The organism is Neolewinella litorea, assembly GCF_004803465.1.
GTDB classification, from domain to species: Bacteria; Bacteroidota; Bacteroidia; order Chitinophagales; family Saprospiraceae; genus Neolewinella; species Neolewinella litorea.
In genome coordinates this window covers 423,641-442,140 of record NZ_SRSF01000002.1, presented here as the reverse complement: position 1 = coordinate 442,140, position 18,500 = coordinate 423,641, and the positions used below count along the sequence as shown (strand labels likewise).

Genomic DNA, 18,500 nt, shown 5'->3' with positions numbered 1-18,500 from the left:
TGCCGGTCCCGCCACAAAGAGAATGAAATGACCTCCGCCAAGGCCCGCACGGCCCTTAAAAAGTACTTCGGTTACGATGAGTTCCGGCCGCTCCAGCAGTCGATCATCGAGCACGTGTACGCGGGTCACGACGGTATCGTCCTGATGCCCACCGGTGGCGGAAAATCGATGTGCTTCCAGATTCCCGCGGTGACCATGACCGGCACGGCCGTGGTGGTGAGCCCGCTGATCTCCCTGATGAAGGATCAGGTCGATGGGCTGAAGGCCGCAGGCATCCGTGCCGCCTACCTCAACAGCAGCCAGCGCGGAGCGGAAAGCCACGGCGTGGAACAGGCCTACGAGAACGGCGAACTGCACCTGCTGTATGTAAGCCCGGAAAAACTGCTCTCGTCCGGCTTCTTCACCTTCCTCAAGCGGCGGCGTGTTTGCCTCTTTGCCATCGACGAAGCCCACTGCATCTCCGCCTGGGGCCACGACTTCCGGCCGGAGTATACCATGCTCCGCCAACTGAAGTCGGCCTTCCCCGAAGTGCCCGTGCTGGCCCTCACGGCCACCGCCGACCGGCTGACGCGCAAGGACATGGCCGAGCAACTCGGCATACCCGACGCCAAACAGTTTATCGCCTCCTTCAACCGCCCCAACCTGAGTCTGGAGGTCCGCCCCGGGCAAAAGCGCCGGGAACAGATCGTGCGTTTCATCCGCGAGCGACCCAATCAGGCGGGCATCGTGTACTGTCTCAGCCGCAAGCAGACCGAACAACTCGCCGAAAAACTCCGGGAAGCGGGCTACAACGCCGAAGCCTACCATGCCGGCCTCAACGCCGACCGCCGGGCGGAGGTGCAGGCCGACTTCATCAACGACAAGACGCTCATCGTCTGCGCCACCATCGCTTTCGGCATGGGCATCGACAAGAGCAACGTCCGCTGGGTAATCCATTACACCATGCCCAAGAACCTGGAGAATTACTACCAGGAAATCGGCCGCGCCGGCCGTGACGGCACCAAGGCGGATACCCTCCTTTTCTACTCCTACAACGACTACACCACCCTCAAGGACATGATCACCGGGGGCGGAAACGCCGAGATCCAGTTGGCCAAGCTGGAGCGGATGAAGGAGTACGCCGAAAGCCTGGCCTGCCGCCGCCGCATCCTGCTCAACTACTTCAGTGAAGACCACGGCGACGACTGTGGTAATTGTGACGTCTGTGCCAATCCGCCCGAACGCTTCGATGGGACGGTCATCGCCCAAAAAGCCCTCAGCGCCGTGGCCCGCCTCAAACAGTCGGTCGCTATCGGCATGGCCATCGACGTGCTGCGCGGATCCTCCCGCCAGGATGTCCTGAAGCAGGGCTTCGACCAGGTAAAGACTTACGGGGCCGGCCGGGACATGTCGACCTACGACTGGAACCAGTACTTCAACCAACTGATCAGCCTGGGCTATCTGTACGTGGCGCACGAGGATTACAACAAGCTGCGCCTGGCACCCGCCGCCCGGCGCGTGCTCTTCGAAGGGGAAACCGTGGAGTTGGTGAAGTTCCAGACCATCCGCGACCGTAAAAAGCAGGAAGAAGGCAAAACCGCCAAACGCGCCGCCGCCCCCCGGACCCGCGGCAGCTTGTTCGATGCCCTGCGGGAACTGCGCCGCACCCTGGCCCGGGAGGCAGCCATCCCGCCCTACCTTATCTTCTCCGACAAGACCCTGGAAGAAATGGCCGCGGCCGAACCCACTACGCCCCGCGCCCTGTCGCGCATCTCCGGGGTGGGGGAGGTGAAGCTGGCCCGCTTCGGAGATCACTTCCTGCAGGCCATCAAGCAGTACGCCGGAACTTCCGACGCGGCGGCGGAAGAACCTACCCCGCGTGTCCGCGGGGGAGCATCCACCGACCCGACCCCTGACCACCTCGTAACCTACGCCGCCTACCGCAAAGGGAGCCCGGTTCGCGAGATCGCCCGGCAGCAGGGGATAAGCCCCGGCCTTGCCTACCGCCACCTGGCGCAGGCCTACCGGGAAGGACACGAACTCGATATAGCCGACCTGCTGCCCGAGCCAGCCATCGACTGGATCGACGAAGCCGTCCGGTCACTTCCGTCGGGGGCGGGCCGAAAGGATGTGCTGGCGTACATTGCCGAAAATCAACGGGAAGGAGTCGTCCGCTCGCATCACCTCGAACTGGCGGAAGCCTTCCGCATCCGTCACCCGCTACCCACCGCCCCATGAGCCGCGCTTCCGAATACCTTTTCGTCTACGGCACCCTCCGCAGCGATATCCCCTCCAGCATGAGCAAATTTCTCCGCCGCCGGGCTACCCTGGTGGGTAAGGCCACCGTCGAGGGCCGGCTCATCGACCTGGGCGGCTACCCCGGATTTATTGCCGGTGGTGGTACCACCAAGGGAGAACTCTACCGCATTAACGCGGATCAGGAGGCCGAAACCTGGCAGATGCTCGACGCCTACGAGGGCGTCTCCGGTTTGCCAAGCGAGGAATACCGCCGCATCGAACTGGAAGTCCGCGTGGGCGGCGGCGGCAAGTTTCACGCCCAAACCTACGAATACCAACTGCCGGCCGGCAATAAGCCGGAGATCCCCCACGGCGATTACCCCCCCTTCTACCGCAACAACCCCGATCACCGCAAATTCACCGGTAACGACTGATGCGCATCCTCCACACGGCAGACTGGCACCTCGGGCACCGGCTTTATAACCGCGACCGCACCCCCGAACACCGGGCCGCGCTGGACTGGCTGCTGCAGACCGTCGAATCGGAAGCAGTAGACGTGGTGATTATCGCCGGCGACGTCTTCGACGTCACCAATCCCTCCAACCAGGCGAAGGAGTTGTACTACGAGTTTCTGGCCAGATTGGTCAAGACCCGCTGCGCTTCGGCCGTCATCGTGGGCGGAAACCACGATTCCGCTTCCCTGCTCGATGCGCCCCGCGGACTGCTCAAGGCCCTGCAGCTGCACGTGGTAGGCTCCGCGCATACCGAAGCCCACGATCGGGTGCTCAAGATCCGCTGCGGCGAAGAGGAGGTGCTGGTCGCGGCCGTTCCCTACCTGCGTGAGCGCGACCTGCGCACGGCCCGCTTCGGCGAGGGTAGTACGGATCGCCTGCAGGCACTGCGGGAGGGGATTCGCCGCCACTTTACCGAAATCGCGGAAGCCGCCGAGACACTGCGGTCCGATCCCTCCGTTCCCCTGATCGCCACCGGTCACCTGTTCGCGGCGGGGGCCACCGACGACGACGAGAAGAAGTCCTACATCTACCAGGCCGACGAGAACAACATCGAGGCCGGCCACTTTCCGGCCTGCTTCGATTATGTGGCCCTCGGGCACGTACACCGCGCGCAGCACGTGGGTGAATACGCCCACATTCGCTACGCCGGCAGTCTGGTACCCCTCACCTTCGTAGAAGGGCAGGCGGCCCGTAGTGTATGCCTGGTGGACCTCGACCGGGCGGGCAAGCCGGTCCACTGCCGGAAAATCAAGGTGCCCGCCGCCCGCACCCTCCTCAGACTGCACGCGGAATTCCCGGATGTGAAGGAGGCCTTGCGCCGGGCGGTACAAGCCCTCGAAGCCCCCTCGCTTACCCCCTGGGTCGAAGTGCGGGTCAGGACCGACGTGCCCATACCCAACATGCGGGAGAAGCTGTACGATGTAATCCGAGAAGCCGGCACTGCCGCCGACGGACCGCCCGCCGTCGACATCCTGCGCATCAGTACCGAACGACTCACGGTAAGGGACGCCGCGACCCCAGCCGACGACCCCCGTCAACTCGACGAATTGCAGCCGACCGACGTATTCGACCAACTTTGTGAGCGGCAGCAACTCCCGGCCGACCACAGCGCCGTATTGCAGCAGGATTTCCGCGAGCTTTTCAGCTGGGTCAGCGAACAGGATGATCTATGAGGATACTGCGCATCGGAATCCTTAACCTGAACTCGCTGAAGGGCGAGCAGGTCATCGACTTCACCAAGCCGCCACTCGCCGACAACCCCCTCTACGCGATCGTGGGACCCACGGGCGCGGGGAAGACCACCATCCTGGACGCGATAACCCTGGCCCTGTACGGACAGACCGAGCGCAACAAAAAGGAAACCGACCGGGTGGATGGCGTCAACTCCGTCATGACTCACGGTACCGGAGAGTGCCGGGCGGAAGTGGAATACGAAACCCTCAGCGGCCGCTACCGAAACGTCTGGCGGCGGCACCGAGCCCACCGTAAGCCCACCGGTAACCTGGCGGCCAGCCAGCACGAGATCAGTCGGTATAACCCGACAACCGGCGACTACGATATCCTGGCCACGAAAAAGAAGAAGGTGGCCCGGCTTACCGAGGAATTCGTAGGCCTTAACTACGAGCGCTTCGTCCGCTCCGTGATGCTGACGCAGGGAGCGTTCGACCGCTTTCTGAAGTCGGACGCCGGCGATAAGTCTGCGATCCTCGAACAGATCACCGGCACCGAGATCTACCGCCAACTGAGCAAGGGTGCTTTCCAGCGACACAAAGTCGCCCGGGAAGCCTACGAACGGCTCGGCCAAACGGTCGACGACGCGCTCCCCCTTTCGGAAGAGGAGCGGGCGCAGCTTGACCAATCCATTGGCGAGCTGGCGGCAAAAATTGAGCGTGATACCACCCAGCTCACCCTCGTAAACACCCAACTGGCGCTTTACGAAAAGGCTGCGAAACTGGAAAGCCGCGCCGCGCAAGCCCTCGAGACGGTAGGGCAGGCCACGGACCGCTGGACCTCCCTGGCCGGAGAACGGGAACAACTAACGCGCAGCGAACGCCTTGATCCCTACCGTTCGGAGCTAGACCAGGAGCTTAAGCTCACCGCGGACCTTGTCGCCACCGAAGGACGCCTCACCGCCACCGTACGCGAGCGACAGGCCGCCGCTCCAGCTCTGGCTGCCGCCGCAGTCAAGGTAACGGAAGCGCACCATCGGCAGCAACAGTTTCAGGATGCGGCACCGGAAAGACAAAACAAGCTGGATCAGGCGGAAAAACTGGAAGCCAAACTGGCGACGCTGAACCACGACCGCCAGCGCGCAGCCGATGCCCAGGCATTGCACCAGCGGACGCGCCAACAACTGGAAGAGGAGCGCCGAAAAAGCCAGACAAAGATTGCAGACCTCACCCTTCGGCTGAACGGACGGGAAGCGGCCTCCATCGAAGCAACCCTGCAGGAACTGGAGCAGCGGCTACCGGAACTGCAGGCGGAGCACGGGGCAACCGAACGGTCACTGCAGTACCTGAAGCTCCAACACCAGCTCACCGCCAAACGGGAACTGCAAGTCAGTCTGCGCCATCAAATAACCACCGCTACCGCCGAAACGGCCCTTCTGGCAGAGCAGGAAAAAACAGCCGGAAAGCAGGTCGACCTGCTGCGCACCCAAGTGGAAAACGCCCGCCTGCGCGCCAGCCTGCAGGAGCACCGAAGGCACTTGTCTGAAGGGCAGCCCTGCCCCCTCTGCGGCGCCCACGACCACCCCTACCGCGATGAAGTGCCGGAGCCGGGCCTGGCCGACCGGCTTATGGTGGAGAGAACCCACGCCCAGAACGCGCTGACCGAAGTTGAAAACCGCCACGATGAGTCGAGGCAGCGCCTGCAGTCCCTGCAGGAAAAATTGCGGCACGAAACCAGCCGGATTAAGGACTTCGAGCGAGAGCTGCAGGAGACGGGCACCGCACCCGAGCACGATGAAGACCTTCTCAAGGCCCGGCGCGACGAACTGGCGGAACTGATGGAGCGCTCCGGTACCCAACTGCAGCAACTGCGACAGCTGCGGCCCCTGCTTCCGGAATTGCGGGCGGCACAGGTTGACCTGGGCCATCTGGAGAAACAACTGGCGGAAACCGGCGAGCAATGGTCCATCACCCAGACAACCCTGGAAGACCTGGACCGGCAAATCAGGTCAGCGACCGAACAGAAACAGCAACTGATCGGCGACCACGCGGTAGCGGAATGCCGTCGTCGGTTCCAGCAGCGGGAAAAGGAACTCCGTGACGCACTTTCGGCGGCCGAACAGAACCATCAGGCACTGGCCGGAACGATAGCCGCACACCGGGAGCGGGAGATGATGCTCGAAGAGCGCCGCGACAAGATCATCGACGAACGCAATATCCTACGCCAGCAACTCTCCTCGGCCCTGGCGCCCCTGCCCCTGGCCCAAGCCCGTCAACAACTGCTCTCTGTGGAAGTCGCCACGAGAATACGTCAGCGGGTGCACGAAGTCGATGGGGAGCGCAAAACGGCCACCGCGCTGGCCCAACAGGTGGAAGATGAACTGAGCGCGGCGCGGACCGCGTTTAATGACTTGCCCCGGGAGGAGAAACTGCGGGAGCAATACGAGCAGCTTACCGGCACCGTCAGCGCCGCCCGCGAGGAGTTGGGTGGGTTGCGGCTTCGACAACGACAGGACGACGAGAGAATCCACAAACTTGTGGACTTGCGCGCGCAACTCCACCAACTCGGGGAAGAGCGGGACCGCTGGGCACGCATGAATGAACTTATCGGCTCGGCCGACGGCAAGAAGTTCCGCAGTTTCGCCCAGAGCATCACCCTGCAGCGCCTCGTCCGGCTGGGTAACCGGCACCTCGAGACCATCAACCCCCGTTACCGGATGGTGTATAGTCCGCCGCCGCCCGGGGGTAAGGAAGAACTCGAACTCGAGATCATCGATACCTATATGGAAGACAACCGCCGGACGATGTCGACCCTCAGCGGCGGAGAAAGTTTCTTGGTAAGTTTGGCCCTCGCACTGGCCCTGGCCGACCTGGCGGGCGGCAAGCGACTGATCCAGTCGCTCTTCATCGACGAAGGTTTCGGTACACTTGATGGCAAGACCCTCGACCAGGCCATGGCAACCCTGGAACAACTCCAGGCCCAGGGAAAAACCATCGGCATCATCAGTCACGTGCAGCAGCTGCGCGAACGGATACACTGCCAGATCCGACTCGAACCGGTAGGCGACGGCTTCAGTCGAATCGAGCTAGCCAACTGAGGATGCCCTCGCGGAAGGCCACCGGCGCTTCGGCAAAGGAGACGTGGCCCACCCCCGGCAAGGAAAGAAATTCCCCGCGAGGCAAACGGGCGGCGTAGGCCCGCTGGTGCGCGTAGGGGATGATGGGATCGCGGTCGCCCGCCACAACCAGGGTGGGGGTCTGGATGTCGTCGATCTCATCCATCAGGTCCATATCCAGCAGGTAGCGGAACAGGGCCCGTTGGCCGCCGATGGAATGCCGCTGTACGTCGGGAAAAATGGCCTTCAGGGTAGGGTCGAGCGGTGCGTAACGCAACAACTGCCGCCACCGGCGGGCGTAGAAGAGGGTGGCCAGCTTGAGAAAAACGACGTGCCGCTGCATGATCCACCAGCTGGAGTAAAACAGGGCACGGCGCAGCAGATGACCCTGCGCGAAAAATTGCAGCACGCCCTCCAGTCCCCGGGCCCGGCCCGTCATAAAGCCGCCTACGCTGACCACCGAGGTTACCCGCTGCGGGTACTTGGCGGCGTAGTTCAGGCAGGCAAAGCCCCCGAGGGAGTAGCCCACGAGGTGGAATTTACCTTCCGGGAGTACGCTCTCGATGGAAAGCCGGACGAGCTCGGCCAAGAGATGCTCGTCGAGGCTGTCCGCCGTAAATTTTCCGTCGTAAATGCTGGGGTGATGGACGGGCAGGCTCACCGAGTACCAGGACCGCTCCCGCGCGATCTCGTCGTACATGCCACACTCCCAGAACCGCAGGCTGGCGGTCAGGCCATGTATCCAAACCACCGGCAGGCGGAGGGCCTCCGGGTTGGGGTAAGAGAGGGTGGCTATCCGGTGGCCGCCGTGAGTAATAAAGGAAAGTTGGTGGTCGGACATGTATATTAGGGCGAACGAAACCGGGGGCCGGGTGGTTAGACAGGGGCAGTGCGACGGCCCCTAGCCGCCGCAAGGTAGGCTTCCCTTAGCTTACGCATATTTCATCACCAAAACCAAGCAAGCATGCAGGTTCTCATCCACAAGTCTTCCGAGCTTTCCAACCCGACCATTGCGGTCATCACCGAAAAGGTGAACAAGCTCGAAACCTACTACGACCGCATTGAGCGGGCTGAGGTATTTATCAAGGAAGACGACGGCAGCGCCGCCAACGGGCACACCGTTGAAATTCGTCTGGCCATTCCCGGCAACGACCTTTTTGCCACCCACACCGACGAAAGCATCGAACGCGCTACTGCCGAGGTGACCGAAGCCCTTCGCCGACAGATCCGCAAACACAAGAACAAACACTCGCACCAGGCCTAGCGCTGGATGCATCTCAGGGAAAGGGCCCGGCCGTCTATCGGTCGGGCCTTTTTCGTGGGCGGCGGCGCGCCGGTGCCGGGCCGGGCCGAAGCCCCGTGCCTGCAGGCTCCCCCGCCAAGTTCCCCGTAAGCCACGCATGCACGGCCAAAACCCGTAATATTGCCGCAAATCCTCTTCCATGGCCGATGCCCTCCGCGAAACCCACTTCACCTTCGATCCGCCGGCGGAACTGTACCGCGGCAAGGTGCGCGACGTCTATCGCCGCGACGGCCAACTGCTGATGGTGGCCAGCGATCGGATCAGCTCCTTCGATCACGTGCTTCCGCGGGCCATCCCACACAAGGGGCAGATCCTGAACCAGATCGCGGCCCACTTCCTGGAAGCTACCCGCGACATCTGTCCGAACTGGCTCGAATCCAATCCCGATCCCAACGTAGCCATCGGCAAAGCTTGCGATCCGATCCCTATTGAAATGGTCATCCGCGGCTACCTGGTGGGCCACGGTTGGCGGGAGTACTCCGCCGGCAAGCGGGAGCTCTGCGGCGTACCCCTCCCGGAGGGAATGCGGGAGGCCGACCAGTTCCCGGAGCCCATCATCACCCCCGCCACGAAGGCCGAGGAGGGGCACGACGAAGACATCAGCCGCGAGGCCATCCTGCAGAGGGGGATCGTTGACGAGCGGACCTACCGCAAACTCGAAGACTACACCCTCCGCCTCTTCGCCCGGGGCACGGCCATGGCGGCCGAACGGGGACTAATCCTCGTCGATACCAAGTACGAGTTCGGGATCCGCGACGGGCAGGTGTACCTCATCGATGAAATCCATACCCCCGACTCCAGCCGGTACTTTTACGCCGAGGGTTACGCCGACCGTCAGGCCCGCGGCGAGCACCAGAAGCAACTCAGTAAGGAGTTCGTCCGCGAGTGGCTCATGGAACACGACTTCCGGGGCCTCGAAGGACAATCCATGCCCGAAATGCCCGACGCCTTCGTGGAAAGCGTAACCCAACGCTATACGGAACTGTACGAGCGGATCACCGGCAAATCCTTCGCGCCGGCCGATACCACCGACATCGAAAGCCGTATCCGCCGCAACCTGGCCGCCACCGCCTGGCGGGTGCGCGACTGACCGCCCGCCGTTTCTCCCTTTCGCCATCCCTAAAACAAACCGCGTTGAAACTAATCTGCATTGGCCGCAACTACGCCGCCCACGCCGCCGAACTGGGCAATGCCCGTCCCGACCAGCCCATCGTCTTCATGAAGCCGGGCTCGGCCATCCTGCCGAACAACAAGCCCTTCTATTACCCGGAATTCAGCAGCGATATTCACTACGAGGTCGAACTGGTGGTCAAGATTGCCAAGAACGGCCGCCACGTTGAGCCCCAGTTTGCCATGGACTACGTGGAGAGCATCGGCCTCGGTCTAGACCTCACCGCCCGCGACCTCCAGCAGGCCTGCAAGGAGAAAGGACACCCCTGGGAGATCGCCAAGGCCTTCGACCACTCCGCCCCGCTCTCGCCGGACTTCCTGGCACCCGCGTCCTTCGCCCAAATCGACGATATTGAATTCAGCCTTGAGAAGAACGGAGAGGAGGTGCAGCACGGCCACAGCCGCAATATGCTCTTTCCCATCCCGGAGCTAATCACCTACGTGAGCCAATACTTCCGCTTGCAGAAAGGCGACCTGATCTTCACCGGGACGCCCGAAGGTGTGGGACCCCTAACGCAGGGTGACGAACTGGTCGGCTATCTGTTCACCACCGAAGGAAAGCGGGAAATGCTGCGGACTCGGGTGCGGTAGGGTTCTCGCTATCGCTCGGGTTGCTGGTTGCTAGTTGTAGGTGCGGGAGTGCCCCCCGAGCAAGACGAGGGGAAGATGGAGGCCCGCAACCATGACCCAGCAACCAAAATTCTCCTCCACCCAAAACAACCCCCCACCTCAAGCGTTTACCACCCGAAGGTCGGCTCTCCCCGGAAAGCCGAGTCCCAACGGGGGCGTACCGGAATCGACAGGGAAGTAAGCTTTGTAGTAAGCATGCCGGAGCATGATTGGTTACTCCGTAAAAAATAACGATCTACCCTTTAGTTGGCACTCCCAGCTATGCTATGGCAGCCTAAACTCAGTTTAGCTGTCTAAATGTGCCGTGTGGTTGACGCCTGATACACACCGCGCCGCATATCATCACCCCCTCGGGCTGGCCCGTGACCCTGATCTGAGTCACGAGCGAGATTAAGGATCTAAGGCACCGAATGAGTGGGTTACCAGACTTACCCGGTGCTCGAAAATCTGATTGGTAAATAAGCATGTAGAAAGCTGCCTTGCGCTTTCGCTGGACGCGAGTTCGACTCTCGCCGCCTCCACACTTCCGGGCCGTTCGCGGTCCATGAAAAAGCCCCGACATTCTCACGAATGCCGGGGCTTTTCTGTTTCCGTATGGTACGGTTTACCGCACGATCACGGGACGGACGGCCGACTGCCTTCCCTCCGTAATCCGCACGAAGTAGGTACCCGCGGGCAATCCACTCAGCTCGGTCTGGAGCTGTTGCTGACCCGCCGGCAGGAAGCCACTGTGCAACTGGCGTACGGGCCGGCCCATCAGGTCGATCACCGTCACGCTGACCGTAGAGGGGCGCTCCAGGAAAAAGTAGGTTCGCAGCTGCCCGGCCGTAGGGTTAGGGCTGAGGGTAAAGGCCAGGCGGGCCACTGCCTCATCGTTGGTAGAGGTCAGGCGACCGCCGTTACGGTCCACGGGCTGCGACAGGAATACCCGGTACTCCCCGGGGCCCAGGTCGATGCTCGTATTGGCGGCGTCGAACTGCACCTCCGTTTGGTTGAAAAAGTCGAACCAGGTGCCCGAAGCGGGTACGGCCGTAGTAACCGTAGCGGGGGTCACCCCGAAGTTGCCGACGATGGCCGCCGGACCGTCTTCACTGTCCAGGAATACGTACTTCACCTCGCCGGCAAAGTTGGAGGCCGTAACCTCCCCGTGGAAGTACTCGAAATTGTTGCGGACGTACAGCAGGTCGGCAATGGTGTGGTACACGTCCTGCCGCGCGGGGTTGTCGCGGTATTCCCACACGATAGGCTTGGGGCCGGTGCGGCAGCCGTTGTTTACGGTTCCGTCGGTGCAGTAGTTGATGGGGTAGTCGTAGCCCAGTTCCCCAAACTGCCAGAGCATTTTCGGGCCGGGTAGGGTATAGAAGAAGGCGCTGGCCAGCTCAACCCGGTCCAGGGCGGTGCCCAATTCCTGGACGTTGTAGTTCCCGCTGCCGTTGCCGAACTGCAGGTTCTTGTACACCATCCGCTCCTCGTCGTGGCTTTCCATGTAGGCGATCAGACTGCGCTGGTCGAAGCCCCGGTTCTCGGCCAGTACAGAGCTGAAATTGGATCCGTTGCCGGCGTTATAGCCCATGGCCGCCTCCAGGTAAGCGTCGTGCGGCTGGTAGCCCGACCAGAAGTACATCCCTTGGCCGTACTGGGCCAGTTCGTTCTCCTCGCGGCTCTCGCCCAGGTGCTCCATGATCATGTAGGCGTCTTCGTTGACCGACCACACCAGGTCGGCGTATTCCTTCAGGATGGCGACCCGGGAGGCATCGTAGCGATTCCAGGTCCCGACGTCGTTGCTGAAGTTCTGCGTGAAGCCCTTGCTGAGGTCGAAGCGGAAGCCGTCGATCCGGAACTCCTCCAACCAGTACTGCAGGGTGGTCTTGACGTACTCCTGCGTCAGGGCACTTTCGTGGTTCAGGTCGTAGCCCACATTGAAGGGGTGACGGGCCGTCACGTTGGCGTAGGGGTTGTCGGCCCCGGGTGCGAAGGGTTGGTTGCCCGGCCACATGCGGATGAGGGAGCTTTCCCCGAAGGCGTGGTTGTAGACCACGTCCAGCACCACGGCCATGCCGCGGGCGTGGGCGGCATCCACGAATGCCTTGAGGGCTTCGGGCGAGCCGTAGTACTTGTCGAGGGCCATGTGGAAACTGGGATTGTAGCCCCAGCTGAGGTTGCCCTCGAATTCACTCACGGGCATCAGTTCGATGGTATTGACGCCGAGGCGGTCGAGGTAGTCGAGCGTATCGGTGAGCGTCTGGAAGTCGTGGGCAGCGATGAAGTCGCGCACCAGCAGTTCGTACACCACCATCTTTTCGGGGTCGGGGACGGTGTATTCCTCCGTCTCCCAGGAGTATTCCGGGGCGTCGAGGCGCAGCCAGGTTACGATTCCTTCCGCATCGGCGGAGGGGTAGTCGGGGATGCCGGCAAAGGTTTCCGGGCCGATAAAGGGATCGTCATCGGGGTCGAGTACCAGGGTACTGTAGGGGTCGGCAAAGCGCCCGTCACCGTCCACGGCGTATTGGTAAAGGAGGTCGCCCTCCGGCAGGTCTTCCGCGGGGATCTTGAGCCAGAAAGAGGTATCGTTCGGGGCCACTTTCATGCGGGAGGCGGCCACGGGGGTCCAGTCGTTGAAGTTGCCCACCACGAATACATCCGATTTTTGCGGCGCGCGCAGGTGCAGCAGTACGCCCCCATCGGCGGTACGCGTGGCTCCGGGCCGGGCGTCATCGGGTACGGCCGCTACTTCGGGGTCGCCGGTGATGAAGGTGACGGAGGTAGAAGCCGTTTCGCCGCGGTAGGTGGCGGTGACGGTATAGGTGGTCACCGGCGCGTCGGGCAGGTTCACCATCTCCGTGATCCGGTCGCTGGTGACGGTGGCGATCACCTCATCTTCCCGTTGCAGGCGCAGGGTGGCATCCACGTAGGAAAAGGCGCTGATGGTCACCGGCGTGCCGGGGCTGGAGTTGACGAGTGCCTCGGCGGGCAGGAAGCGTTCGACTACCAGCTGGCCGTCAATCTGGAAAGAATCCGCGGCTTCCTGACCGTCGGCGGAGGCGACGACCTTAAGGGTGTGCGATCCGGGCGTCAGAAGGCGGACGTCGTAGCTGAGTTCGGCACCCGTGGCGGTGGTCAGCAGGCTGTCGTTGTCGTACAGTTGCAGGGTGGCCGCAGTGGTGGCGCCCGCGGTCACCGACAGGGTCTTGCCGAGGGGATAGGTAGCACTGCCCGGGTCGCCGACCAGGTTTACGGCCAGGGAGCTGCCGGTATTGACGTCGACGAAGATGTCGGCACCCCCGGTGGCCTTGCCCTCGCGGTCGCCCGTGGCGTCCCGGAAAACCATGGCGATCTGCTTGATTTCAGTCCCCGCGGGCACGCCGAAATATTCCCGGATGGAGGGGGAGAAGGTGTAGGTAAACTTGTTGGGCTGGCCCGCTACCGGCTCCAGTTTCCAGGCGGGGTTGGCTTCCCCCCAGGTGGTCTTCACGAATTTCCAGTCGCTCGAAGAAGTACTGCCGTCGGTGATCACGCCGGTATGGAGATAGACCGCACAGTTGCAATCTTTCAGTCCGGCCGTACCCTGGGTAGCGTCGAAGGTGATCGTTAGTGGCTGTCCGGCAACGGGTGCCGCGGGGTCGGTGGTGACCAGCTGGGCGTGAAGCACCGAGGCCCCAGACCAGAGGAAAAGTAACAGGAGTAGATGTCTGAGCATGATGTGGTTTTAGCAATGCGGCGCCCAAGATATAATGAAAAAAGCCCCCCGGAATGACTTCCGGGGGGCTTTGTCGTTTGAGGGCCTTTCGGCTCTAGTCGTTGTAGTCGTTATGGCGCGTGTTACGGGGCCGACGGCTGCGCTCATCGCTGCGTCCGTAGCTTTCGTAGTCTTTGTCGCCGCCACGGTCGTAGCTGCCGCGATTGCCGCGGTCGTAACGTGAACCGGAGTCGCCGCCGCGATCGTAGCTGCCGCGCTCGTAGCCGCCGCCTCCGCCGCCGTAGCCGCCACGGTCGTAACCGCCACCGCCACCGCCGCGTCCGCCACGGTCATAGCCGCCGCCTCCGCCGCTTCCGCCGCGTCCGCCACGGTCGTAACCGCCGCCTCCGCCGCCGCGTCCGCCACGGTCATAGCCGCCGCCGCCGCCACCGCCTCCGCGGTAACCGCCGCCGCCGCCACCGCCACGGTAGCCGCCGCCGCCGCCACCGCCTCCGCGGTAACCGCCGCCGCCTCCGCCGCCGCTGTAGCCGCCACCGCCGCCGCCACCACCGCCTTTGCGGTCGTTTTCTTTGACGACAATAGTGCGACCGTCAAGGTCAGTTTGGTCCAGCGCTTCAATAGCAGCTTGCGCTTCATCGTCGTTTGGCATCTCAACGAAGCCAAATCCACGGGAACGACCGGTTTCCCGGTCAAGGATGATTTTTACCGACTCTACCTCACCGTAGCTGGTGAAAGTGTTCCGAAGCGTGTCTTCGTCGGTATCCCAGCTTAGCCGGGCCACAAATAAATTCATAATGAAAGAGAAAAGGGATAAAACAAATGGTATTGTTGGAGGCGATGCCTAAAAGGATAATGAATGCACAATCAAATAAACTAGCCTACTCCAAGACCGTGATATAATACGTAACAGTAACAACGTTGCGCCGTTAAGTTCCGACTTGCTGACAAAAATAACCCCGAAATCAATGCAAAACCTAACTTTTTACCTATTTCTGGCCATCCTCTTGACAACTTGTGCTTCCAATGACCCTCCCAAAAGCGAAATATCGGCGTGGGAGGAGCGGATCGCGGGAATAAAAAGCACCTACGCTCCGGACCGGCGCACCGATCGCGTCGAAGTGGTCGCGGAACGGCGGGGCGACAGTCTCGTGCTGGACGGTTATACAACGGTGCCGGCTGCCCTGAAACAACTCGAATCACTTGCAGCGAATCTGCCAGATACCTACAATCGGGTACGCCTGCTCGGCCAGCAGGACTCCTTCGGATTGATCCGCGTATCCGTAGCCAATATCCGCACCGAACCCGGCCATTCCCAGGAGCTTACCTCCCAGGCCCTGCTGGGTACGCCGGTGGAATTGCTGGACTACGATCACGGCTGGTACCTTATCCGTACGCCCGACCGTTACCTGGCCTGGCTCGAAACGGGAGCCATTCAGCCGGCCGACCGGGCCACGCTGGCCGGCTGGTTCACGGATGATCTCCGCACCTGCGTCCCCGCCCAGAGTGCCGTAATGAGCGCCCCGGATTCCCGCTCCATCGTCTCCGAACTCGTCGCCGGAAATCTTCTGCAAGTCACCGGAAATGAGCAGGGTGGTGCCCTGGAAGTGCGCCTGCCGGACGGACGAACCGGGTGGGTACCCACCTCAGACCTCGCGCCCTACACCGCACTGGCCACTCCCGACGCGGTGCGTATCGAATCGGTGCTGAGTACGGCCTTTGAACAGGTGGGACGGCCCTACCTCTGGGGCGGTACCAGTCCCAAGGCCATGGACTGCAGCGGCTTTACCAAAACGGCCTACTATCTGAACGGCTACGTGATTCCCCGCGATGCCAGTCAGCAGGTACACTCCGGCACCGACGTACCATTGGACGACGACTTCAGTGCGCTGCAACGTGGCGATTTACTGTTCTTCGGCAACTACCGCGACGACGGCAGCGAGCGGGTGACCCACGTGGGCTTCTATCTGGGGGAGGGCCGATTCCTGCACGCCGGGGCCGACAATGGCTACATCACCGAAAATTCCCTGCGGGAAGGGGAGAAGGATTACGCGGAACACCGCCGCAACAGCCTGCTACGGGCACGCCGGCTCCGGGAAGGATCGCCGGGAGTGGTGCCGGTGGCGGAGGCTTTCAGGGATGTTTATACGAGGTCTTCGTCGCGGTAGGGCCGCCGCTCCAGTTCACGCAGGTCGAGGGCTTCGTCTTCGAGGTCGGGCAGGGGAGTGCCGAGTTGCTCTTCCCGCGGGTGGACGTCCTCGGGGTCAGCCAGAGGGCCGTAGAGGCTCATCGCCTGCATGGATACGCCGATGCCCCAGCCGAGGATCGGCCAGATGGCCCAGCCGATGCTGCCAATGGTCAGCAGGTTGAGGGCGATGAAGAAGGCGCACATCACCAGGTAGGTACGCAGGTGACGCCGGAAGTCGATTTTCTTTTCCCGCAGGGTCTTGAGTTCGTACCGCTTTTTTTTCTTCCCCATGGCCGGATTTATTCCAGTTCGGCGATTACCGTCTTGTTGCCTTTGACCTTCTGGCCGATGTCGACCCGCAGTTGGGTGCCGAGGGGCAGGAAGAGGTCGACGCGGCTGCCGAACTTGATGAAGCCAAAGTCTTCACCCTGGACGACCTGCTGGCCCACCTCGAGGTAGTTCTTGATGCGTTTGGCCAGGGCCCCGGCGATCTGCCGCAGCAGGATCTCGGTTTCGCCGGTGTCGATCACCACCGTGGTGCGCTCATTCTCCGTGCTGCTCTTGGGGTGCCAGGCCACCAGGTATTTGCCGGGGTGGTATTTATTGTACTTCACCAGTCCGCTGACCGGATTGCGGTTAACGTGGACGTTCACCGGCGACATGAAGATGCTCACCTGCAGGCGATTGGCCTTGAAGTACTCCGGCTCGTAGGCTTCCTCGATCACGACCACCTTGCCGTCGGCGGGCGCGTACACGAGGTGGTCGGCCTCCTCCGGTACCATGCGGGTGGGGTTGCGGAAAAACTGCAGGATCGTGACGAAAAAGATACCGGACGCAATGGCCACCACGGGCAATTGAGCCGGGGCTTTCCAGTAGACCAGGGCACAAATAATGGCCAGGCCGATAAAAAGTAAGGCTAACATCCGGCGACCTTCCGGATGTATTCTCATTGGCTTGCGCAAGGCTGGGTGGTTTAAGTAGCTTGGCAAAGATCGGTCTTTGCCCCATATGATGTAGTGGGTTAACGTCGCAGAACGGGCAGGGTTCTGTTGCCCGGTCACTCCGGCTAAACGCCGATGCCCCGGCGCAGGGCTAACAATTCAATTCCGGTGGCCACCACCTGCTGCAGCATACGCTCCAGATCGGCGGTGGTGGTGAAGGCGTTCGTGAGGGTGCAGCGCAGGTATACCGCGCCGTCGATGGTGGTCTGTACGATGTAGGTCTGCCCGATTTCGGTCAGGTGGGCCCGGATCATTCCATTCAGACCGTTGACCGATGCGGTATCGAGGTCAGGTCGCCGGAAGCGGAAGCAGACGATGTTGATGTCGGGCGGGGTGAACAGTTCCAGTTCGGGGTGCTGGCGGATTAGCGTGGCGAGTTCCTGGCCGAGGTCGCCCACCCGGCGCACGTAATCGACGAAAAGCTGGGGGCCGTACTCGCTCAGCAGGGTGAAGATGCGCAGGCTAAGCATCCGTTTGGTGCATTCGAAGCTGCGCCGCGCCACGTTGGACCAGTCGCCCTCCCCGTCGGCGGCGTTGAGTAGGTAGTCGGCCCGCTGCTGGAAGGTGCGGTAGGCGTCGGTGCCACGGCGGAAGAACAGTCCGGTGGTAATGGCCGGGGCCATGAGCATCTTGTGGAAATCTAGGGTCAGACTATCGACCCGTTCCAGTCCGTCGACCCGGTGCCGCCGCGCGGGATCCAGCCGTACCGCGGCCCCGTGGGCCCCGTCGATGTGCAGCCAGAGGTTGTGCTTCTCCGCCGCATCGGCCAGGGCAGCGATCGGATCGTAGGTGCCGGTGGCCGTGGTGCAGGCACTGCCCACCAACGCGATGGGCGTGAGACCGCGTCCGCGCGCCTCGTCGATGAGTCCGTCGATCAGTTCGGTACGCATGCTGAGGTGGTCGTCGGTGGGCACGTGTACGATACCGTCTTCTCCCCAGCCCATGACCCGCACGGCCCGTTCGATGCAGTAGTGAGCGTGCTCATTCACCAGCAGGCAGTAGCGGCCGGGAGCCCCGTGTCGGGCGCGGGCCGCGAGCAGGGCCGTGAGGTTGGCCAGGCTTCCGCCGCTGGTGAGAAAGCCACCGCTGCCCGGATCGAGCTCCAGCAATTCGGCGAAGCGTTCGATGACCACGCGCTCCATCGCCGTGCCGGGCCGTCCCATCTCGAAGATGGCCATGCCGGTGTTAAGCAGACTAGAGGCTACGTCGGACAGGGCCGAAAGGGGCGCCGGGGGCACCACCTGGTGGCCCATGTAGTCGGGGTGGTGCAGGTGGACGCTGCGCTCGATGACGCGACCGAAGACTTCCTCCGGCGCGGCACCCCGGCCGAGGAGGGCCCGAAATTCTTCCAGGCTCTCTTCGGGGGTAGCGTAGGGATTGGCCGGATACCGTTCCACGTTTTCCAGGTAGTCGGCGAGCTGGTCGATCAGGGCGTGGCCGTGACGACGAAACTCGGCGGGGGAGTAGGCGCGGGCCAGCAGGTCGCTCATGTCGGTC

The 18,500-nt window shown here is 62.4% G+C and carries 14 protein-coding genes and 1 other RNA gene; 9 read left to right on the top strand and 6 right to left on the bottom strand.

All coding sequences use genetic code 11. From position 1 onward, the window contains the following. Positions 1 to 27 precede the first annotated feature (27 nt). The 4 genes from recQ to E4021_RS07540 are packed head-to-tail and all read left to right on the top strand — an operon-like array spanning position 28 to position 6,999. Entirely contained in the window at positions 28 to 2,217 is a 2,190-nt protein-coding gene (gene recQ / locus E4021_RS07555) for a DNA helicase RecQ (RefSeq protein ID WP_136457975.1), read from the top strand. Beyond that, a complete protein-coding gene (locus E4021_RS07550; RefSeq protein WP_136457973.1) occupies positions 2,214 to 2,651 on the top strand; it encodes a gamma-glutamylcyclotransferase family protein in 438 nt (145 codons plus the stop codon). The genes recQ and E4021_RS07550 overlap by 4 nt, the downstream gene beginning before the upstream one ends. Next, positions 2,651 to 3,904 (top strand): exonuclease SbcCD subunit D C-terminal domain-containing protein, encoded by a 1,254-nt coding sequence (locus E4021_RS07545; RefSeq protein WP_136457971.1) that lies wholly within the window; start codon positions 2,651 to 2,653, stop codon positions 3,902 to 3,904. Before E4021_RS07550 ends, E4021_RS07545 begins: the two co-directional genes overlap by 1 nt. Beyond that, positions 3,901 to 6,999, top strand: coding sequence for an AAA family ATPase (locus E4021_RS07540; protein ID WP_136457969.1), 3,099 nt, complete (start codon positions 3,901 to 3,903; stop codon positions 6,997 to 6,999). Before E4021_RS07545 ends, E4021_RS07540 begins: the two co-directional genes overlap by 4 nt. Here E4021_RS07540 and E4021_RS07535 read toward each other — a convergent pair. After that, on the bottom strand, positions 6,974 to 7,858 hold the full coding sequence (locus E4021_RS07535; protein WP_136457967.1) for an alpha/beta fold hydrolase: 885 nt from the start codon (positions 7,856 to 7,858) through the stop codon (positions 6,974 to 6,976). The two genes, E4021_RS07540 and E4021_RS07535, sit on opposite strands and share 26 nt — an antisense overlap. Before the next feature lie 123 nt (positions 7,859 to 7,981). On the opposite strand from E4021_RS07535, the gene E4021_RS07530 reads away from it, so the two are divergent. From E4021_RS07530 to ssrA, 4 genes are all read left to right on the top strand, one after another. Then, complete coding sequence (locus E4021_RS07530; RefSeq protein WP_136457965.1) at positions 7,982 to 8,281, top strand: HPF/RaiA family ribosome-associated protein; 300 nt, start codon at positions 7,982 to 7,984, stop codon at positions 8,279 to 8,281. A 178-nt stretch (positions 8,282 to 8,459) separates the two neighbouring features. Further along, on the top strand, positions 8,460 to 9,410 hold the full coding sequence (locus tag E4021_RS07525) for a phosphoribosylaminoimidazolesuccinocarboxamide synthase (protein WP_136457963.1): 951 nt from the start codon (positions 8,460 to 8,462) through the stop codon (positions 9,408 to 9,410). 44 nt (positions 9,411 to 9,454) lie between these two features. Next, the gene (locus tag E4021_RS07520; protein ID WP_136457961.1) at positions 9,455 to 10,081 is read left to right on the top strand and encodes a fumarylacetoacetate hydrolase family protein; all 627 of its coding nucleotides are present in this window, start codon (positions 9,455 to 9,457) and stop codon (positions 10,079 to 10,081) included. Between the two features lie 190 nt (positions 10,082 to 10,271). Beyond that, positions 10,272 to 10,644, top strand: a transfer-messenger RNA (tmRNA) gene (ssrA, locus tag E4021_RS07515). Between the two features lie 80 nt (positions 10,645 to 10,724). Here the strand turns inward: ssrA and E4021_RS07510 are convergent. Together E4021_RS07510 and E4021_RS07505 are read right to left on the bottom strand one after the other, a co-directional pair. Continuing rightward, a complete protein-coding gene (locus E4021_RS07510; protein ID WP_136457959.1) occupies positions 10,725 to 13,817 on the bottom strand; it encodes an alpha-amylase family glycosyl hydrolase in 3,093 nt (1,030 codons plus the stop codon). A 94-nt stretch (positions 13,818 to 13,911) separates the two neighbouring features. Continuing rightward, positions 13,912 to 14,610 (bottom strand): RNA recognition motif domain-containing protein, encoded by a 699-nt coding sequence (locus tag E4021_RS07505; RefSeq protein WP_136457957.1) that lies wholly within the window; start codon positions 14,608 to 14,610, stop codon positions 13,912 to 13,914. A 172-nt stretch (positions 14,611 to 14,782) separates the two neighbouring features. Between E4021_RS07505 and E4021_RS07500 the strand changes: the two genes are divergently transcribed. Further along, complete coding sequence (locus tag E4021_RS07500) at positions 14,783 to 15,982, top strand: C40 family peptidase (protein ID WP_136457955.1); 1,200 nt, start codon at positions 14,783 to 14,785, stop codon at positions 15,980 to 15,982. Here the strand turns inward: E4021_RS07500 and E4021_RS07495 are convergent. From E4021_RS07495 to E4021_RS07485, 3 genes are all read right to left on the bottom strand, one after another. Then, positions 15,958 to 16,293, bottom strand: a complete 336-nt coding sequence (locus tag E4021_RS07495) for a 2TM domain-containing protein (RefSeq protein ID WP_136457953.1) — start codon at positions 16,291 to 16,293, stop codon at positions 15,958 to 15,960. The two genes, E4021_RS07500 and E4021_RS07495, sit on opposite strands and share 25 nt — an antisense overlap. A gap of 8 nt (positions 16,294 to 16,301) precedes the next feature. After that, positions 16,302 to 16,952: a phosphatidylserine decarboxylase family protein gene (locus E4021_RS07490; protein WP_136458289.1), complete on the bottom strand. Its 651-nt coding sequence runs from the start codon at positions 16,950 to 16,952 to the stop codon at positions 16,302 to 16,304. Between the two features lie 116 nt (positions 16,953 to 17,068). Then, positions 17,069 to 18,493, bottom strand: coding sequence for a pyridoxal phosphate-dependent decarboxylase family protein (locus E4021_RS07485; protein WP_136457951.1), 1,425 nt, complete (start codon positions 18,491 to 18,493; stop codon positions 17,069 to 17,071). Positions 18,494 to 18,500 lie beyond the last annotated feature (7 nt).

Bases quoted from the DNA above. Each gene is read 5' to 3' on its own strand.
- E4021_RS07505 (WP_136457957.1), bottom strand. From the start codon at position 14,610: ATGAATTTATTTGTGGCCCGGCTAAGCTGGGATACCGACGAAGACACG.
- E4021_RS07495 (WP_136457953.1), bottom strand. From the start codon at position 16,293: ATGGGGAAGAAAAAAAAGCGGTACGAACTCAAGACCCTGCGGGAAAAG.
- E4021_RS07500 (WP_136457955.1), top strand. From the start codon at position 14,783: ATGCAAAACCTAACTTTTTACCTATTTCTGGCCATCCTCTTGACAACT.
- E4021_RS07540 (WP_136457969.1), top strand. From the start codon at position 3,901: ATGAGGATACTGCGCATCGGAATCCTTAACCTGAACTCGCTGAAGGGC.
- E4021_RS07525 (WP_136457963.1), top strand. From the start codon at position 8,460: ATGGCCGATGCCCTCCGCGAAACCCACTTCACCTTCGATCCGCCGGCG.
- E4021_RS07530 (WP_136457965.1), top strand. From the start codon at position 7,982: ATGCAGGTTCTCATCCACAAGTCTTCCGAGCTTTCCAACCCGACCATT.
- E4021_RS07550 (WP_136457973.1), top strand. From the start codon at position 2,214: ATGAGCCGCGCTTCCGAATACCTTTTCGTCTACGGCACCCTCCGCAGC.
- recQ (WP_136457975.1), top strand. From the start codon at position 28: ATGACCTCCGCCAAGGCCCGCACGGCCCTTAAAAAGTACTTCGGTTAC.
- E4021_RS07535 (WP_136457967.1), bottom strand. From the start codon at position 7,858: ATGTCCGACCACCAACTTTCCTTTATTACTCACGGCGGCCACCGGATA.
- E4021_RS07485 (WP_136457951.1), bottom strand. From the start codon at position 18,493: ATGAGCGACCTGCTGGCCCGCGCCTACTCCCCCGCCGAGTTTCGTCGT.
- E4021_RS07545 (WP_136457971.1), top strand. From the start codon at position 2,651: ATGCGCATCCTCCACACGGCAGACTGGCACCTCGGGCACCGGCTTTAT.
- E4021_RS07510 (WP_136457959.1), bottom strand. From the start codon at position 13,817: ATGCTCAGACATCTACTCCTGTTACTTTTCCTCTGGTCTGGGGCCTCG.
- E4021_RS07490 (WP_136458289.1), bottom strand. From the start codon at position 16,952: ATGAGAATACATCCGGAAGGTCGCCGGATGTTAGCCTTACTTTTTATC.